This is a genomic window from Agrobacterium sp. SORGH_AS 787 (genome assembly GCF_030819035.1).
GTDB lineage: Bacteria > Pseudomonadota > Alphaproteobacteria > Rhizobiales > Rhizobiaceae > Agrobacterium > Agrobacterium larrymoorei_B.
Genome location: NZ_JAUTBG010000002.1, coordinates 2548481 through 2565479 on the forward strand (window position 1 = coordinate 2548481; position 16999 = coordinate 2565479).

Annotated in this window: 17 protein-coding genes; 3 read left to right on the top strand and 14 right to left on the bottom strand. The window is 57.5% G+C overall.

What is annotated here, in order from left to right:
• Positions 1-113 precede the first annotated feature (113 nt).
• From lpxB to QE435_RS21660, 14 genes are all read right to left on the bottom strand, one after another.
• The gene (gene lpxB / locus QE435_RS21595; protein ID WP_349042619.1) at positions 114-1304 is read right to left on the bottom strand and encodes a lipid-A-disaccharide synthase; all 1191 of its coding nucleotides are present in this window, start codon (positions 1302-1304) and stop codon (positions 114-116) included.
• Positions 1301-2209: an LpxI family protein gene (locus tag QE435_RS21600; protein WP_349042620.1), complete on the bottom strand. Its 909-nt coding sequence runs from the start codon at positions 2207-2209 to the stop codon at positions 1301-1303. The genes lpxB and QE435_RS21600 overlap by 4 nt, the downstream gene beginning before the upstream one ends.
• Positions 2172-2984: an acyl-ACP--UDP-N-acetylglucosamine O-acyltransferase gene (gene lpxA, locus QE435_RS21605; protein ID WP_306933088.1), complete on the bottom strand. Its 813-nt coding sequence runs from the start codon at positions 2982-2984 to the stop codon at positions 2172-2174. The genes QE435_RS21600 and lpxA overlap by 38 nt, the downstream gene beginning before the upstream one ends.
• Positions 2981-3448, bottom strand: a complete 468-nt coding sequence (gene fabZ / locus QE435_RS21610) for a 3-hydroxyacyl-ACP dehydratase FabZ (protein ID WP_062598479.1) — start codon at positions 3446-3448, stop codon at positions 2981-2983. The genes lpxA and fabZ overlap by 4 nt, the downstream gene beginning before the upstream one ends.
• Positions 3441-4505: a UDP-3-O-(3-hydroxymyristoyl)glucosamine N-acyltransferase gene (lpxD, locus tag QE435_RS21615; RefSeq protein WP_349042621.1), complete on the bottom strand. Its 1065-nt coding sequence runs from the start codon at positions 4503-4505 to the stop codon at positions 3441-3443. The genes fabZ and lpxD overlap by 8 nt, the downstream gene beginning before the upstream one ends.
• A gap of 49 nt (positions 4506-4554) precedes the next feature.
• Positions 4555-6879 carry an outer membrane protein assembly factor BamA gene (bamA, locus tag QE435_RS21620; protein WP_349042622.1) on the bottom strand — a complete coding sequence of 775 codons (2325 nt, stop codon included), beginning with the start codon at positions 6877-6879 and terminating at the stop codon, positions 4555-4557.
• Between the two features lie 199 nt (positions 6880-7078).
• On the bottom strand, positions 7079-8200 hold the full coding sequence (gene rseP / locus QE435_RS21625) for an RIP metalloprotease RseP (protein WP_306933092.1): 1122 nt from the start codon (positions 8198-8200) through the stop codon (positions 7079-7081).
• 62 nt (positions 8201-8262) lie between these two features.
• Complete coding sequence (locus QE435_RS21630) at positions 8263-9096, bottom strand: phosphatidate cytidylyltransferase (RefSeq protein ID WP_306933094.1); 834 nt, start codon at positions 9094-9096, stop codon at positions 8263-8265.
• Entirely contained in the window at positions 9096-9839 is a 744-nt protein-coding gene (locus QE435_RS21635) for an isoprenyl transferase (RefSeq protein WP_306933096.1), read from the bottom strand. Before QE435_RS21635 ends, QE435_RS21630 begins: the two co-directional genes overlap by 1 nt.
• A gap of 66 nt (positions 9840-9905) precedes the next feature.
• Positions 9906-10463 carry a ribosome recycling factor gene (gene frr / locus QE435_RS21640; protein WP_306933098.1) on the bottom strand — a complete coding sequence of 186 codons (558 nt, stop codon included), beginning with the start codon at positions 10461-10463 and terminating at the stop codon, positions 9906-9908.
• A gap of 70 nt (positions 10464-10533) precedes the next feature.
• Positions 10534-11256 (bottom strand): UMP kinase, encoded by a 723-nt coding sequence (pyrH, locus tag QE435_RS21645; RefSeq protein ID WP_306934833.1) that lies wholly within the window; start codon positions 11254-11256, stop codon positions 10534-10536.
• A gap of 200 nt (positions 11257-11456) precedes the next feature.
• Complete coding sequence (gene tsf, locus QE435_RS21650) at positions 11457-12383, bottom strand: translation elongation factor Ts (RefSeq protein ID WP_062427449.1); 927 nt, start codon at positions 12381-12383, stop codon at positions 11457-11459.
• A gap of 272 nt (positions 12384-12655) precedes the next feature.
• Entirely contained in the window at positions 12656-13423 is a 768-nt protein-coding gene (gene rpsB, locus QE435_RS21655) for a 30S ribosomal protein S2 (protein ID WP_306933100.1), read from the bottom strand.
• Positions 13424-13623: 200 nt separating this feature from the next.
• The gene (locus tag QE435_RS21660; protein ID WP_349042623.1) at positions 13624-14463 is read right to left on the bottom strand and encodes a cell envelope integrity EipB family protein; all 840 of its coding nucleotides are present in this window, start codon (positions 14461-14463) and stop codon (positions 13624-13626) included.
• Positions 14464-14581: 118 nt separating this feature from the next.
• Here QE435_RS21660 and QE435_RS21665 point away from each other — a divergent pair, with 118 nt between their 5' ends.
• The 3 genes from QE435_RS21665 to QE435_RS21675 are packed head-to-tail and all read left to right on the top strand — an operon-like array spanning position 14582 to position 16979.
• Positions 14582-15052, top strand: a complete 471-nt coding sequence (locus QE435_RS21665; protein ID WP_349042624.1) for a RidA family protein — start codon at positions 14582-14584, stop codon at positions 15050-15052.
• The gene (locus QE435_RS21670) at positions 15049-15792 is read left to right on the top strand and encodes a glycerophosphodiester phosphodiesterase (RefSeq protein WP_349042625.1); all 744 of its coding nucleotides are present in this window, start codon (positions 15049-15051) and stop codon (positions 15790-15792) included. Before QE435_RS21665 ends, QE435_RS21670 begins: the two co-directional genes overlap by 4 nt.
• A complete protein-coding gene (locus QE435_RS21675) occupies positions 15789-16979 on the top strand; it encodes a GNAT family N-acetyltransferase (RefSeq protein ID WP_349042626.1) in 1191 nt (396 codons plus the stop codon). The genes QE435_RS21670 and QE435_RS21675 overlap by 4 nt, the downstream gene beginning before the upstream one ends.
• The last annotated feature ends 20 nt before the right edge of the window (positions 16980-16999 follow it).

A 16999-nucleotide genomic window follows, 5' to 3' on the forward strand; every position in this document is an offset into this window, starting at 1 on the left:
ATCACGGTTCAGCGAGCGGGTCCGAGCTGTCTGACGCAATAGATTAAGCAGGGCAGGTTGAGAACGAGCGACGTTTTTTTGCGTACGACGAGAGTTCGCCCACTTGTTCCGCCTTAACGGTCTTTCCGATCTGTCTTCCTTCTGATCGTTTCAAGCAAGATTGCAGCGCCCCGTTCACCCGGCGGAATCTCGGTCTGTAGCCTGTTCTGCACCAGCTCAAAACCCTCCAACATGGCGCGGCGTTGGATCGTGTCTGAAGATAATCTCTCCGCCCAGCGCAACATGGAGCCTGAACGGACCACTTCATTGAAATATTCCGGCACGACGGCATAATCGGCGATCAGATTGGGTAAAGCGCCGGTCCACGTCTTCACCCGCTTGCTCAGCATCGTGAAAATCCAGTCGGTCTTGTAAACAGACACGACCGGGACATGGCAGAGCGCGAGTTCAAGGATCACTGTACCCGACGCTGCGATCGCCGCATCCGCCTCGGCAAAACAACGCCACTTAAATGCCGTGTCGGTGCCGATCTCCGGCCGGATCGCCTCAGGCCAAGAGGCGGCAAGGTCCCTGATCCGCTGCTCCTGTCTGGGCACGGTGGGCAACACAAATCGCGTTGGTCCGTTCCGCTCGACGAATGCCTGTGCCGCCTGCTTGAACGGCTCCATCAGTCTGGTCGTTTCCGTTGAGCGCGAGCCCGGTAGAAGAAGGATCGTCCGCGCTTCGCCAGCAGTTGGCACGAAACGCAGAGCACGCGCTGCACGGACCGCCAGAACGTCCGCATCGACACTTAGCCGGTGACCGACGAAAGTGGTTGTCGGACCGCCAAGGCGCTGCATTGCTTCCGGTTCGAAAGGCAACAGCGCCAGAACGTGATCGACGTAAGAGAGCATCGCGGTCGCGCGGTATTCTTTCCACGCCCAGACGCTTGGGCAAACATAGTTTACCACCGGCAGGTTTGGCAGCGCCTTTCGTACACGCTTCGCAACGCGGTGCGTAAAATCGGGACTATCGATGATCAGCAGCGCATCCGGCTTATAGGCGATAATCGCGTTCGCCGTCTCCTTGATGCGGGAAATCAGTTGCGGCAGCTTCTTCAAAACCTGAGTGAAGCCCATGATCGACAATTCGGAGTAGTCGAACAGCGACGTCAGGCCTTGCGCCGTCAGCTGTTCACCGCCGACGCCAAAAAGCTCTACCTGCCCCGGAAATTGTGTTTTCAGTGCACGAACGAGATCGGCGCCCAAGAGATCGCCGGAGACTTCGCCGGCCACGACAGCAAGTTTCAGCACGCCATCCGTCACATCATGTCTCCCTCAAGCGCCGTGTCGATGCCGCAAACGAACAAGCCTGCCGCATCGGCGGCTTTCAACATCTCATCGCGATCGAGGATAAACGCCCTGCCCGCCTCCACCGCTATGCCGGCAAGGCCAGCCTTCGCTACGTTGTCGACGGTCGAAGGTCCGATGGTGGGAAGATCGGCACGGATATCCTGCTGCGGTTTGCACAGCTTAACGAGCACGCCCTTGCGGCGCTGCGAGATGCGCCCTGCTGCACGAAGAGAAGCCACCCGCTCCAGCATGCCATCGGTACCCTCAACGCCTTCCATGGCAACGATACGTCCACCGACGGAGACAGCACCCTGCCCGACATCCAGCACGCCGAGCGCCAGCGCCGCCTGAGCGGCTTTTGCGATATCTTTGCGATCCTCATCGCTCGGCTTGATCTTGCCAAGCGGACCGGTGGTGGCAAGAAGGGCAGGTGCAATCTCATGGGCGCCGATCACGCGAGCGCCCTGCGCTTCGATGAGGCCAATCACCATCTGCAGGACGGTGTCATCACCGCCGGACAACAGCGTGCGGATTATCGACGGCATCTTGGCGATCATCTTCAGGTTCGGCCGGATCTCCCGCCACTCGGGACGCCGTGCCACGCCACCGGAAAGAACCACTCGATCAATGCCGTAGCGGCTGAGAAGCTGACCCAGGCCTTTGACGTCGCCGACACTGATCGAGGTATTTTCGAACTGCGACCAGTCGAGATCGGCTTCGTTCTTCAGACGGATGATCAGTGGGTTCTCCCCCGCCGATCGTGCGGCAAGCGCCACATAAAGGGGAAGAGAACCACTACCGGCGATGATCGCCAGACGCTGGCCGCCCACAGCCACCGCGTTACTTACCGCGGTTCGGCGAGGAAATCGCCCGGTCATTGGCCGCAGCGATGAAATCGACGATTTCAAGCGCTTGAGGGCAATCGAGATAGTCCTCGCGAATGGCGGCCGCGTTGGCGCGCACATTGCCTTCGCTCTCGAAAATCTGCTTGTACGCCCGGCGAACGGTGTGGATATCCGCACGTTCGATGCCCGCACGCGTCATGCCGACGACGTTAAGCCCGCTTAAGACACCCGGATTGCCGTTCAGCATGCCGTAAGGAATGACATCGTAGCTGACAGCCGAGAGCCCACCGATGAAGGCTTGGCGACCAATACGGGTGAACTGGTGCACCGCGCAGCCGCCGCCGAGGATAGCCTTGTCCTCAATGCGAACATGGCCGGCCAGCATGACGTTGTTCGACAGGATGATCTCGTTGCCGAGAATGCAATCATGCGCGACATGCGAATTGGCGAGGAAGAGGTTATCGTCGCCGACAACTGTTCTGCCGCCCCCATCCGAGCTGCCGGTGTTCATCGTCACACCTTCGCGGATCGTGCAACGCGCGCCGATATCAAGCGTCGTCTCGGAGCCATCGTGACGGATCGCCTGCGGCTGACCGCCGATCACGGCCATGGGATGGATGACCGTATCCTCACCCACCACTGTACGACCCGTGACCACCGCATGATTCAACAGCTTGACGCCGTCGCGCAGCGTGACCTTTGCGCCAACATGGGCGAACGCAGCGATCTCGACATTCTCACCGATGATCGCGCCGTCCTCGACGACCGCCATCGGATGGATCCTGGCCGAAGCCGCAACCGCACTCATTGCTGATCCTCTGGGATCATCATTGCGCCGACATCCGCCTCCGCAACGAGAGCGCCATCGACCTTGGCTTCGCAATGGAATTTCCAGACATTACCGCGCTGACGCTGCTTGACGACGTGAATTTCCAGACGGTCACCCGGTACCACGGGCTTGCGGAAACGCGCATTGTCGATCGTCATGAAATAGACGAGGTAACCGCCGCCATCCTTGTTGCGAGCACAGATGGCGCCTGCCGTCTGCGCCATCGCCTCAACGATCAGAACACCAGGCATAATCGGACGATCGGGAAAATGACCGGTGAAATGCGGCTCGTTGACCGTCACATTCTTGATGCCGATCGCAGAATTATCGCCGTCAATGTCGATGATCTTGTCGATCAGCAAAAAGGGATAACGATGCGGCAGCAGCTTCATCACCTCAAGGATGTCAGCCGCGCCAAGCGTCGTTTTCGTCTCTTCAGACATTCTTGTCTCCTGTTTTCCTATCGCGTTCTTCTGCGCGGGCGAGAATATCGGCCATATCGCGCAGGAAATGTTTTATTGGGCGCGCGGGCGTCCCGCCCACCTTCGCGCCTGCGGGAACGTCAGACACAACGCCACTCATGGCCGCGATCTGCGCACCATCGCCAATTGTGATGTGACCATTGATGCCAGCGGCGCCGCCGATCATCACGCCGTCGCCGATACGGGTGCTTCCCGCTATGCCGACCTTGCTGACGATGCCGCAGTGGCGGCCGATGCGGACATTGTGCCCGATCTGAACTTGATTATCGATCTTCGTACCTTCACCGATCACGGTGTCATCCATCGTACCGCGGTCGACTGTCGTATTCGCGCCGATTTCGACATTGTCCTGAATGATGACGCGCCCAATCTGCACGATCTTGATCATGCCGCGCGGTCCAGGTGCATAGCCGAAACCATCCTGGCCGATACGCACGCCATTGTGGATGATAACGCCATTACCCAGAAGAGCCGAAAGAACGCTCGCGCCACCGGCAATCGTGCAGTCGCGGCCGATCTGAACCTCGGCACCAATGATAGCCCCAGGCCCGATCCGCGTCCCTGAACCGATATGAACATTCGCACCGATGACGGCGAAAGGCTCGACGATCACCCCGGACTCGAGCTTGGCACTCGGATCAACATAGGCGGAAGCCGACACTGCCGTCTCGTCAGGCGTGACGGCAGAAGGCCGCATCGCAGAAGGATGCAGAAGCTCACCGGCCTGGGCGAAGATCGTGTGGGGGTTCTTGCAGATAAGAGCCGGAATATGATTCGGCACGATGCTCTTCAGCGACTCGTCACAAATGACGGCTGCCGCGTCGCATGTCAGCAACTCATCCCGGTTCTTGCGAGACAGGATGTAACAGAGCTGATCCGGCTTGGCGCGCGATACCGGCGCAATTGACCTTACGACTCTATCGCCAAAGGCCTCATCAGACAGTTCCGCCCCAAGACGGACTGCGATATCTTTCAATCGCAGGCCTTCATGAGGCGGAAAAAAAGCGTTGTAGTCCATCACACGGATACTCCAGAACATTCAAACTCGCAGTTCTGGACTGCCGATATCAGAAAGTGTTGGACATGCCAAACCGGAAACGCTGTTCCTCGTCGTAGCTTTCCTTGGCAATCGGCACAGCGTAATCGACGCGCAGCGGACCGAACGGAGACGCCCACATGATGCCGATACCGGCAGATGCACGGATCGAGCTGTCATCCTGGACGCCAGCCGAATTCGCAACCTTGTTGCCATAGAGCGTGCCAGCATCGACGAAGCCAGCGAGACGCAGGCCAACATCTTCCGGAACGAGCGGCATAGGCGCGGTGACTTCAGCCGAAGCCGCAAAATACGTCGTGCCGCCGATCGCGTCGGAACCGATACGCGGACCGATACCATCGTTCTTGAAGCCACGGATCACACGGCCGCCAATCTTGAACTGGTCGAAAACGTAAAGGTTGTCGCCTGTTGGAACCACATAACCAGCCTGACCCGTAAGCGAGCCAATGATGTCATACTCGTCCGAAAGCGAGTGGTAATAGCGAACCTTGCCGTAGATCTTGTAGTATTCCGAATCGCCACCAAGACCCGCAAACTCGTTGGTCAGCGCAGCCTGCCAGCCTTCGCGTGGCATGTTGCGGTCGTCCAGCGTGTTGTAATTCAGCGTGTTCGAAATGATCGACTGCGTCCAGTCACCACCTGCAATCAGGTCACGATAAGGAGCTGCAAGATTGTTCGGGTTGTTCCAGTCGCCCTTACCATCATAGTTGAACTGCTTATAGGTGTACTTGAACGTCGTACCAAGGTTTTCCGTAATCGGCGCGGTAACGCGGAGCGTGAAACCCTGTTCGTCGTAATTGTAGAACTCTTCCTTGCTGCTCTGGCTTTTGAAGATGTCAAAACCGGCTGCAAGACGATAGCCAAGGAAGTACGGCTCGGTGAAGGACAGCGTGTAGCTGCGCGCATCATCCTGACCGGCACCTGCGGCAACGCGGATATACTGACCGCGACCAAGGAAGTTCTTTTCTTCGATCGACGCTTCCAGTAGCGCACCGTCATTCTGCGAGTAGCCCGCACCGATACCGAAGGAGCCTGTCGGCTGGTCTTCGACATCCACAACGATCACAACGCGGTCGGGAGCGCTGCCCTGCGAGGTGCTGATATTGACCTTGGAGAAATAACCAAGCGCTTCAAGACGACGCTTTGCAGCGCTGATAACGGTCTGGTTGAACGCGTCACCTTCGCTGATGTCGAACTCGCGGCGAATGACGTAGTCACGCGTACGCGTGTTGCCACGGATTTCGATGCGTTCGACATAGGCGCGCTCGCCCTGATCGACGATATAGGTCACGCCAATCGTGTTGCCTGCGAGGTCACGGTCGCCACGCGGCGTCACACGGGCAAAGGGATAGCCTTCCGCAGCAACGCGCTTGGAAATCGCTTCCATGCTCTGCTGCACTTCCTTGGCACTGTAGTAAGAGCCGGGCTTTGTGTCGACAAGACCCTGAAGTTGCGACCCATCGATGCCAGGCACCGTCGACTCAACGGCCACATTGCCAAAGTTGTAACGCTGGCCTTCATCCACCGTAATGGTGACGGTGTACTCGTTGGTCGCCTCGTCTAGGACGGCGTTCGAGGACACGACGCGGAAATCGGCGTAGCCACGGTTGTAGTAGAACTGACGCAGCGACTCTTCGTCAGCGCGCAGCTTGTCTTCATTGTAGACGTCCTTGCGTGTCAGGAACGACAGCATGTTGGACTTCTTGGTGTTGATCACGGCGGCCAGACGGCCATCGCTATAGGCATTGTTGCCGACGAAGTCGATGCGCGCGATCTTGGTGCGCTCGCCCTCATTGATCTGGAAAGCAAGATTAACGCGACCCTGACCGACCGGCACGACCTGCGTCGTAACCTCGACTTCGCTGCGACCGATATTAGCATAGGCTTCTTTGATGCGCGCAATATCAGCCGTCACGACCGTCTGATCATAAGGTCCAAGAGACTGCGTCTGGACGATAGCCTGCAGCTTGTCGTCCTTGATCTTGCGGTTGCCGTTGAAGACCACCTGATTGACGAGGTTGTTCTCGCTGACCGTCACCACGAGGGCATTGCCTGCCACGCGCATGCTGACGTTGGAGAAGTAGCCCGTTGCGTAAAGACGCTTTACCGATTCATCGATATCGGAATTGGAAAAATTGCGACCGGGAGCGATCGTAATGTTGGAGCGAACAGCATCTGCACCGGCGCGTTCAGCACCCCGAACATCAATTCTGCTGACGACAGCTGCATTGGCAACACCGGCAGAAGCAAGTACCCCCAAAGCTGCAATCGAAGAAACACCAGCAGACAGCGCAACCGCTGATACCGCGTTCAAAAATCTTGAACCAGCCTTCATTTCAAATCTTACCTTTTCCCGTTGTCCCTCAGCGGGCGGAACCCGACTCCGGCCATCTGCGTCGTTTTACCTGCTTTTCCTCTACAAGCAAGCCCGACCGTTAATTTCTGTTTACTTCGCAAGTCACCGTGGCCCAATCGCCACTTTGGCTTCAAAACAAGGTAAACACCCTCTTAAAAAAGCAGCTCGAAATCGCTCTTTAGCCAATCAAGCTGCTGATATCGTTCCAAGTCGCAAAAACCATCAGACTGAAAATCATCGCAAGCCCGATACGAAATGCGACTTCCTGCGCGCCCGATCCGACAGGTCTGCCACGCACCGCCTCTATCGCATAAAACACCAGATGGCCGCCGTCCAGAATGGGAACGGGCATGAGGTTCAGTAGTCCAATGGAAATTGACAGAACGGCGGCAAGCTGGATCAGCGCCCCCACGCCAAGCGTTGCCACCTGCCCCGATGCCTGCGCCACACGCACCGGCCCGCCAAGCTGATCGGCATTCATCCGTCCCGTGACGAGGTTGCCGATATAGTTGAAGGTGCCGGTGATGACATGGCCGGTTTCCCGCACACCCTCGACGAGCGCCTCCACAGGCGTGTAGCTCACATGACGGAAATTGCCACGCGTCTGGTCGGTGGTGATGCCAATGATACCAAGCTCGATCTTATTGCCGAACTGATCCGTCGTTTCCGTGCGGGTCGGAACCATAGGCAGAGACAGATCGCGACCGTCTCTCTCGACAGTGACATTGATCTGCGTGCCCGGGCGGATGGAAACATAGCGTCGGACGTCCTCAAACGTCTGCACCTTTTCGCCGTCGATCGCGATCAGGCGATCGCCCGGCAGAATGCCTGCTGCCTGGGCAGCGCTGTCAGGACGCACCTCGGACACGACCGGATCGGAAATCATCCGGCCATAGATCGTGAAGAGGACCGTGAAGATCAGGATCGCCAGAATGAAATTGGCGATGGGGCCAGCAGCAACAGTGGCCGCACGCTTCCAGAGCTTTGCACCGGCAAGCGTCTGCGCTCTCTCCTCAAGCGTCAGCCCGGAAAGACCATCGCTGTCCGGCTTGCTGGATGCATCCTCGTCACCGAAGAATTTGACATAGCCGCCAAGTGGAACGGCGGAGATCTTCCAGCGCGTGCCGCGCTTGTCGGTAAAGCCGATCAATTCCGGCCCGAAACCCACCGAAAACGCCGTGGATCGAATGCCGCACCACCGTCCAACGAGGTAATGTCCCATTTCGTGGACGAAGACCAAGAGCGAGATTACCAGGATAAATGGCACCATATAACCGGTTAGAAAATTAACCGCAGCCATCACAGTGTCCATATTGTTCCCGATTCCCTTACGTCGCGTCTCTTGTCACGTATCTAGCCAGATCAGAAGCCGAGCAAGATACCGTCGCCCGATCCTGGCACATCACCGGTTACTGCCGCGTGAACCACTGCAATCAGGAATACGGTAAAGCAGGCGAAAACAAGACCGTCAACCCGGTCCATAAACCCACCATGGCCTGGGATAAGATTGCTGGAGTCCTTCACCCCGAACCGGCGCTTGATGAAAGATTCAAACAAGTCGCCGATCTGGCTGAAGATGGAAAGCGCCAGCGCCAGCAACAGTACGGTCAGCGAGATGCTTCCATGATAGGCAAGCGCAACAGCGCCGCCCGCAACCAGGCCGAAAAACGTTCCGCCAGCAGCACCAGACCATGTTTTCCCCGGCGAGATCGAAGGCGCAAGCTTCGGGCCACCGATCGCACGGCCGACGAAATAGGCAAGGATATCCGTCGCCCAAACGATGGCGAAGACGAAGAGCATGGCAACAAGGCCGGTTGATTCCTCGCCGCGAATGGCTGCAAGCGAAATGCCGCTCAGCGCCGAATAAACGATACCGCCAACAAGCCACCAGTTCGGGCCACGAAGAATCGGAAACAGAGCAGCGGTGATCGCACAACCCGACAGCAATGGAAGATCGAGAGAACTTTCGCCAAAGATCGTATTGCCACTCATCACCGCGACGGAAAACCATCCCCAGGCGTAGCCCGTCGGATTGGTATCGGAAAGCTTCGTGATCGTGCTCCACTCATAATAGATGAGGAGAGACAGCAGGCCCGCGACAGCGCGGAACATAATCCCGCCATACCAGGTAGCCGTCAGAATGACCGCGGCCATGACGATGCCCGAAATGATCCGCAGCTTTAATTCGCGGCTCATCAGGCGCCCGCCATCGCAACTTGAGTGGACAGTCCGCCGAAGCGACGGTCCCTCGTCATGTACTGATCGATCGCAGCCACGAGGGTCTGGCGATTGAAATCAGGCCAGTAGTCCGGAATGAAGAGAAATTCGGAATAGGCTGCCTGCCACAACAGAAAGTTCGACAGACGCTCCTCGCCGCTGGTTCGGATAATGAGGTCCGGATCAGGAATGCCTGCCGTATCAAGCCGGGCGGAAATCGCTTCTGGCGTGATCGCGGACGCATCGATCCGGCCTTCCGCGACATCGCGGGCAAGCGACGCCGCCGCGCGCGAAATTTCATCACGCGAACCGTAGTTGAATGCGATGATGAGGGTAAGCGCGGTGTTGTCACGCGTCGTCTGCTCGGCCTCCTCCAGCAGAGCACGGATATCATCCTTGAGCCCTGCCCTGTCGCCGATCACGCGAACACGCACATTTTCCTTGTGAAGTTCAGCAAGGTCACGACGAATGAATGCCTTGAGAAGACCGAGAAGATCCGAAACTTCCGATTGAGGCCGGCGCCAATTCTCCGACGAAAAGGCGAAAAGCGTAAGATACTTCAAACCGCATTCGCCCGCGGTCCGAACGGTCTCGCGGACGGCCTCTACTCCCCGCCGATGGCCCATGATGCGCGGCAAACCGCGCTGCTTGGCCCAACGACCGTTACCATCCATGATGATGGCGACATGTTCAGGTAACGGGGAAGGTGCGGTTTCCGACATCTCAATCCATTCAGACAGTGCGGAGTTTAACGAGGTTAATCAATGCGAGGCTCGGCGCAAAGCCGATTATACCTGCATGATTTCCTTTTCTTTCTCAGCGAGCAAGCGATCAATTTCAGAAATCGTGTCGTCTGTCATTTTCTGAACTTTGTCAGACTTGCCACGGCTTTCGTCCTGACCGATGTCACCGTCCTTTTCGGCCTTTTTTAGACCTTCCATGCCGTCACGGCGAACATGGCGAATCGCAACCTTGGACTTTTCGGCATAATCGTGAGCAACCTTGACGAGCGACTTACGACGCTCTTCATTAAGCTCGGGAAGCGGAATACGCAGATTCTGGCCATCGACAATCGGGTTGAGACCAAGATTGGATTCGCGAATAGCGCGGTCCACAGCACCAACCATGGTCTTGTCCCAGATGTTCACGCCAAGCATGCGCGGCTCAGGAACGGTGATGTTGGCGACCTGCGAAAGCGGCACGCGAGAGCCATAAGCGTCGACCGTGACAGGGTCGAGAATGTTCGCAGAAGCGCGTCCGGTGCGCAGCGATGCGATATCGCTCTTGAACGCGTTGATGGCACCGTCCATGCGGCGCTTGATATCATTCAGGTCAATACCACTCATCTAGATACTCCATTTCGTTCTGGCCTTGACGGCCCATTATCTTGACCGGCGCGCTTCGCGCCGCCGGTGATTATGCGTCGTGCACGATGGTCTTGAGACCGCCGCCCGTCAATATTTGCGCAAAGCCGCCCTTCTCATGGATCGAGAACACGATGATCGGAATATGGTTTTCACGCGCAAGCGCAACCGCCGCCACGTCCATCACAGCCAGGCCCTTGGCCAGCACTTCGGAATGGGTCAATTGGTCGAAGCGGGTTGCAGTCGGATCCTTCTTCGGATCGGCCGAATAGATGCCGTCGACCTGCGTTCCCTTGAAGATGGCTTCCGCCCCCATTTCAGCGGCACGAAGAGCCGCAGCGGAATCGGTGGTGAAGAAGGGATTGCCGGTACCGCCAGCGAAAATCACAACCCTGCCCTGCGACAGATGGTGAATGGCAGCGCGCTGCGAAAAGCTCTCGCAAATCTCCGGCATGGCGATGGCAGAGAGAACAACCGTATCGATCTCCAGCTTGCGCAGAGATGTTGCAAGCGCCAGCGCATTGATGACGGTTGCCAGCATGCCCATGTGGTCGCCGGTCACGCGATCGCCGCCCTTGGAGGCAACTGCTACACCTCGAAAAATATTCCCTCCGCCGACGACGACGCCCACTTCGACGCCCATGGCGCGCGCTTCCGCAATATCGGAGGCAATACGGTCAGCGACGGCAACATCAATGCCGAACCCCTGATCGCCCATGAGGGCTTCGCCGGACGCCTTGAGCAGAACACGTTTATAGAGCGGCTTGGAAGACATCATGACTCCTTTAAGCAGGTCGCGCAAAGATCCTTGAGCGGCTTTGCGGCAATGGCAGGCGAAACATAAAAAGTCCGGAGCCGCAAGAACATCTGCAAACTTTTTCCGGGCAAAGCGGACTGTAACCGCAACGCGGATACACGAAGGGCACCGCGTTGTCACGCGATGCCCCCGAGTTTTCCAACATTTGGGTAAAGGGATCAGCCCTTTGCGACAGCTGCAACTTCTGCAGCGAAATCGCTTTCTTCCTTCTCGATGCCTTCGCCGAGAAGCAGGCGAGCCATGCCGACAACTTCGATCTTGGCGCCGGCTTCCTTTTCGGCTTCCTTGATAGCAGCCTCAACCGTCAGGTCGGGGTTGATAACGAAAGCCTGGGACAGAAGAGCAACTTCTTCGAAGAACTTGCGCATGCGGCCATCGACCATCTTTTCGATGATGGCTTCCGGCTTGCCGGATTCGCGAGCCTGTTCGATGAAGACGTTGCGTTCGCGTTCAGCAACAGCAGCGTCGACTTCTTCGGCACGAATAGCAAGCGGGTTGGTCGCAGCAACGTGCATGGCAACCTGGCGGCCGATCGAGGTCAGGACAGCCTTGTCGCCTACAGACTTCAGGGCAACCAGAACGCCGAGCTTGCCGATACCGTCGCCGGCAGCGTTGTGAACGTAGGTCGCAACGACGCCGTGCTCGACTTCCAGCAGAGCTGCGCGACGCAGGGCCATGTTTTCACCGATCGTGGCGATCGCGTCCTTGATGGTGTCGGAAACCGACTTGCCGGTTGCCGGATAGGTGGCGGCAGCGATCGCATCGACGGAACCGTTGGTCGTCAGCGCAACGGAAGCAACGCCACGGACGATATCCTGGAATGCGTCGTTACGGGCAACGAAGTCGGTTTCGGAGTTGATTTCGACAACAACAGCCTTGTGGCCGGCAGACGCGATACCGATGAGACCTTCAGCAGCGGTACGGCCAGACTTCTTGTCAGCCTTGGCGATACCCTTGGCGCGCAGCCAGTCGATTGCCGCTTCCATGTCGCCGTTGGTTTCAGCCAGCGCCTTTTTGCAATCCATCATGCCTGCGCCAGACTTTTCGCGCAGTTCCTTTACCATTGCGGCGGTGATTTCGCTCATTGTGTGCCTCTTGTCGGTTCGGTCGGTCACGGCAGTCTTGCCAGGCCGAAATCGGATTGTGGGAACGAATGTACCCGGAACTGTGACAGGCTGGTGAAACAGCCGCCACGAAACTTTTGAAACCAGCCGCTGTTCCCCTTATCGGACCGATCGCTCGATCAACGGGGTAATGCGGCTTGAAACGAACAAGGCCGTCGAACGTGCAGTCCAGAACGGCCTTGTCTTATCCTGATGGAGAAGGCGGCGCGATGAGCGCCGCCGAAAGGCCAATATCAGGCGTTGGCTTCGTCTTCGAGAGCAGGCTCGACCGGAGCTTCTTCAGCGGCACCGAGGTCACGGCCGGAAGCGCCCTGCTGACGTGCGATACCATCGATGGCAGCGCGAGCGATCAGATCGCAGTAAAGCGAAATGGCGCGCGAAGCGTCGTCGTTACCGGGGATCGGGAAATCGATGTGGTCCGGGTCGCAGTTGGAGTCGATGATGGCGACAACCGGAATGCCAAGACGCTTGGCTTCTTCGATCGCGATCTTTTCCTTGTTGGTGTCGATGATGAACATCAGGTCCGGAACGCCACCCATATCGCGGATACCGCCGAGAGCTTTTTCAAGCTTTTCGCGTTCGCGCTCGAGGTTCAGACGCTCCTTCTTGGAGTAGCCGGAAGCATCCGAGTTCAGGATTTCGTCGACCTTGCGAAGACGCTGGATCGAGTTCGAAATCGTCTTCCAGTTGGTCATCATGCCGCCGAGCCAACGCGAGTTGACGTAGTACTGAGCGGAGCGCTTTGCGCTGTCTGCGATGATTTCGGAAGCCTGACGCTTCGTGCCAACGAACAGAACGCGGCCACCACGAGCAACGGTGTCGGAAACGACCTGAAGCGCGCGCGACAGCATCGGAACGGTCTGAGCCAGGTCGATGATGTGGATGTTGTTACGGTCGCCGAAAATGTACGGCTTCATCTTCGGGTTCCAGCGATGTGTCTGGTGGCCGAAGTGAACACCAGCTTCCAGAAGCTGGCGCATAGAAAAATCGGGCAATGCCATGCCTTGTAACTCCTTTTCCGGTTGAACCCCCGCGAAGCGAACAGCACCGTTTGACCGGTACCACCGGGCGGAATGAACCGGATTTCTCCCGGAACACCCCAAGCTTCGCGTGTGGAATGGTGTGCCGCATACAGCGACCTTAGCCAAATTGCAAGCACGCGGCGTCAAAAAACGCCAGTTTGCTCGAAGTAAACTCAGATTCAGCGCACGGGCGGCGCTTCGCAGGTCTCTGGCGCCAGGACATCAAGCTTGGCGAGCTTGCCGATCAGAACGAAGTCACCATAATCCATCGTCAGATCGCGGGTGATTCCGTTCTCGTAAAGCTTGAACGACATGCGATAGATCGGCAGCGAATCCGTTCCGGTCTTGTCATTGTAATAAGCAATCGTCACCGGCCAGAAGGGTGCCTTGGCGAAATCGCCGGCAACACTCGCTTCAGAATCGCCATCCTTCGGCGTCTGCTGCTTGCCAACAAGCGTCGATGTGATCAGGCTCTCGTCGCCGTCATCCGAGCCGTCAAAGACGCGAGACTCGAAGATACGTTTGCCGAGCTTGGCGTTTTCGATGACCTGATACATATGCTCGGTCGGAAATTCGCCGGGAACGAGATCGATTTCGCGCGGATCCGGCTTGGTCAGATCCACCTTCATCTTCCCGTCGACGTCTGAGGCGGATCCGATCACTTCCTTGTCGAGCTTGTCGTCGGTGAAGGATTTGGTCTCGAAGGTGAATTTCTTCGACACGGCATCTTCGAATGTCGTGGTCTGCTGATCTGTCATCCGCACCGCGTCACCCGTATTGATCTGCGTGACGAAGCGGAAGTCGGTCTTGTAACCCTTGCAGGACGAGCCTGTGAACTCATAGACCATGCGTCCGGTCATGCCCTCGATGCCGGAGCGATCCGACGCGTCCTTGAGTTCGAGATCGTAGACGGCGCGATGGGAGATCAGATTGGGAACGCTGGCAGGCACGGCACTTGCGATGCTGGGCACGAAGCCCACGCCAGCGGCAAGAACGAGAGCGAGGTTCCTGACGATCATTCAATAACTCCTGTTGGACTCATCGCTCATACTGTACAAGCAACCGTCCGGCTTTTCGACATCATGACCTGAATGCCGGATTTTTGAAAGATTTACAACCAAAGCGGAAACGGAAAAAATGTCAGACGCCATCGAAGCTCGCCTCAAGGAACTCGGATACACTCTCCCTGCCGCAGCAGCCCCTGCTGCCAACTACGTTCCCTTCACGATCAGTGGCAATCTGCTTTATATTTCCGGACAACTGCCGATGGAATCCGGCAAGATTGCGGTGACGGGCCATGTGGGTCGCGATGTCGATGTCGCAACCGCGCAAAAGGCAGCCGAGCTTTGCGCCGTCAACATTCTGGCGCAGGTCAAGGCCGCGCTGAACGGCGATCTCTCCAAAGTGCGCCGCGTGCTGAAGCTGAACGGCTTCGTCGCTTCGGTGCCGGAATTTACCGAACAGCATCTCGTCATCAACGGCGCCTCCAACCTCATCGCCAATGTTCTCGGTGACGCTGGCAAGCATGCGCGCGCTGCCGTCGGTATGGCGTCGCTGCCGTTCAACGCTGCCGTCGAAGTCGATGCCATCTTGGAAATCGACGCATGACATTGAAACTGTCCTGGCTGACGGCCCAACCCGTCGCCCACCGTGGCTACCACGATCTCAACAAGGAGGTTTGGGAGAACACGCTCTCGGCCTTCACCCGCGCCATCGAATCCGGCTATGCCATCGAATGCGATGTGCAACTGGCAGCCGATAGCGTCCCAGTTGTTTTCCACGACGACGAAATGACCCGCCTCACCGGCATCAAGGGAGACGTGCGCGAGCGCACATCTGCCGAACTTGGAATGCTGTCGATCGGCCAGACAAAGGATCGCGTCCCCACTCTGAAACAACTGTTGAAACTCTGCGCCGGCAAGGTGCCGCTCGTCATCGAGCTTAAGGGCCGCGATGGCGAAGGCGTCGATGATGGTTTCGCTGAAGCCGTTCTCGAAGAGCTGGAGGGCTATGAGGGTCATGTGGCACTGATGAGCTTCGATCATCATCTGCTGAAGGACCTGAAGGCCGCAGGGTCTCCATGGCCGTTGGGGCTAACCGCCGAGGGTGCCAACCCGGAAGACTTCTTCAAGCATGACGAGGCGATGCAGATCGGCCTCGATTTCATCTCCTACTTCTGGGGCCATCTGCCCAACAGTTTCATCGAAGCGCAGAGAAAGCTCAGCGTTCCGGTGATTACCTGGACCGTGCGGGATGAAAATGCCTTGGAGAAGTCCTATACATATGCTGACCAGATAACGTTCGAGGGATTTGTCCCCGACATGAAGGACCAGTCAGCCAGCGCATGAGCGACGAATATACCATTCGCGTTGCACAGTCCTTCAAGGACATCGCTCCGGAAAGCTGGAACAGGCTTTCCGGAGCATCCAGATCGGCTATCGCCGCTCCCTATAATCCCTTCATCTCGCACGCCTTCCTTTCTTCTCTGGAAGATTCCAGCTCGGCCACAGCCATGACCGGCTGGCTCGGTCAGCACCTGTTGCTGGAACGCAGTGACGGCGAATTGATGGGTGCCGTTCCAGGCTATCTGAAAAACCACAGCCGCGGCGAATATGTCTTCGACCAGGGTTGGGCCGACGCTTTTGAACGGGCGGGCGGACGCTATTATCCGAAGCTCCAATGCTCCGTTCCCTTCACACCGGCAACCGGTCCACGCCTGTTGACGACCGGATTGGACGCGGCAGCCTTGCAGCAGGTTCTCGCCTCTGGTCTCCAGCAGGTGACAGAGAAGCTCGGCATCTCTTCGGCACATGTGACATTTGCAAATGAAGACGAGATCGAAACACTGGAGGATGAAGGTTTTCTGCATCGCACCGATCAGCAGTTTCATTTCATCAATGAAGGCTATCGCGATCATACCGATTTCCTCGACGCCCTGTCATCGCGCAAGCGCAAGACCCTCAAGAAGGAACGGCGCGCAGCGCTGGAAAACGGCATCGAGATCGACTGGCTCACCGGCAGCGACCTGACCGAAGACATCTGGGATCAATTCTTCACCTTCTACATGGATACCGGCAGCCGCAAATGGGGCAAGCCTTACCTTACCCGCGCTTTCTATTCCCTGATCGGCGAACGCATGGCAGACGATATCCTGCTGGTGATGGCCAAGCGTGAAGGTAAATATGTTGCGGGCGCCATCAACTTCATTGGCGGCGATGCACTGTACGGCCGCCACTGGGGCTGCATCGAAGACCATCCCTTCCTGCATTTCGAAGTCTGCTACCATCAGGCGATCGACTTCGCGCTTTCCAAGGGCTTGAAGCGCGTGGAGGCAGGCGCTCAGGGCGAGCATAAGCTGGCACGCGGCTACACGCCGGTGACCACCCATTCCGCCCACTACATTGCCCATCCCGGTCTTCGCCACGCCATCGCCGATTATCTGGAGCGGGAGCGCAGCGAAGTCGAACAGATCAACGACTATCTTGAAGATCACAGCCCGTTTCGCAAAAGCGAACGGCAGGAAGACGACGACTAAAGAGTTTTGAGGGAGCAGCC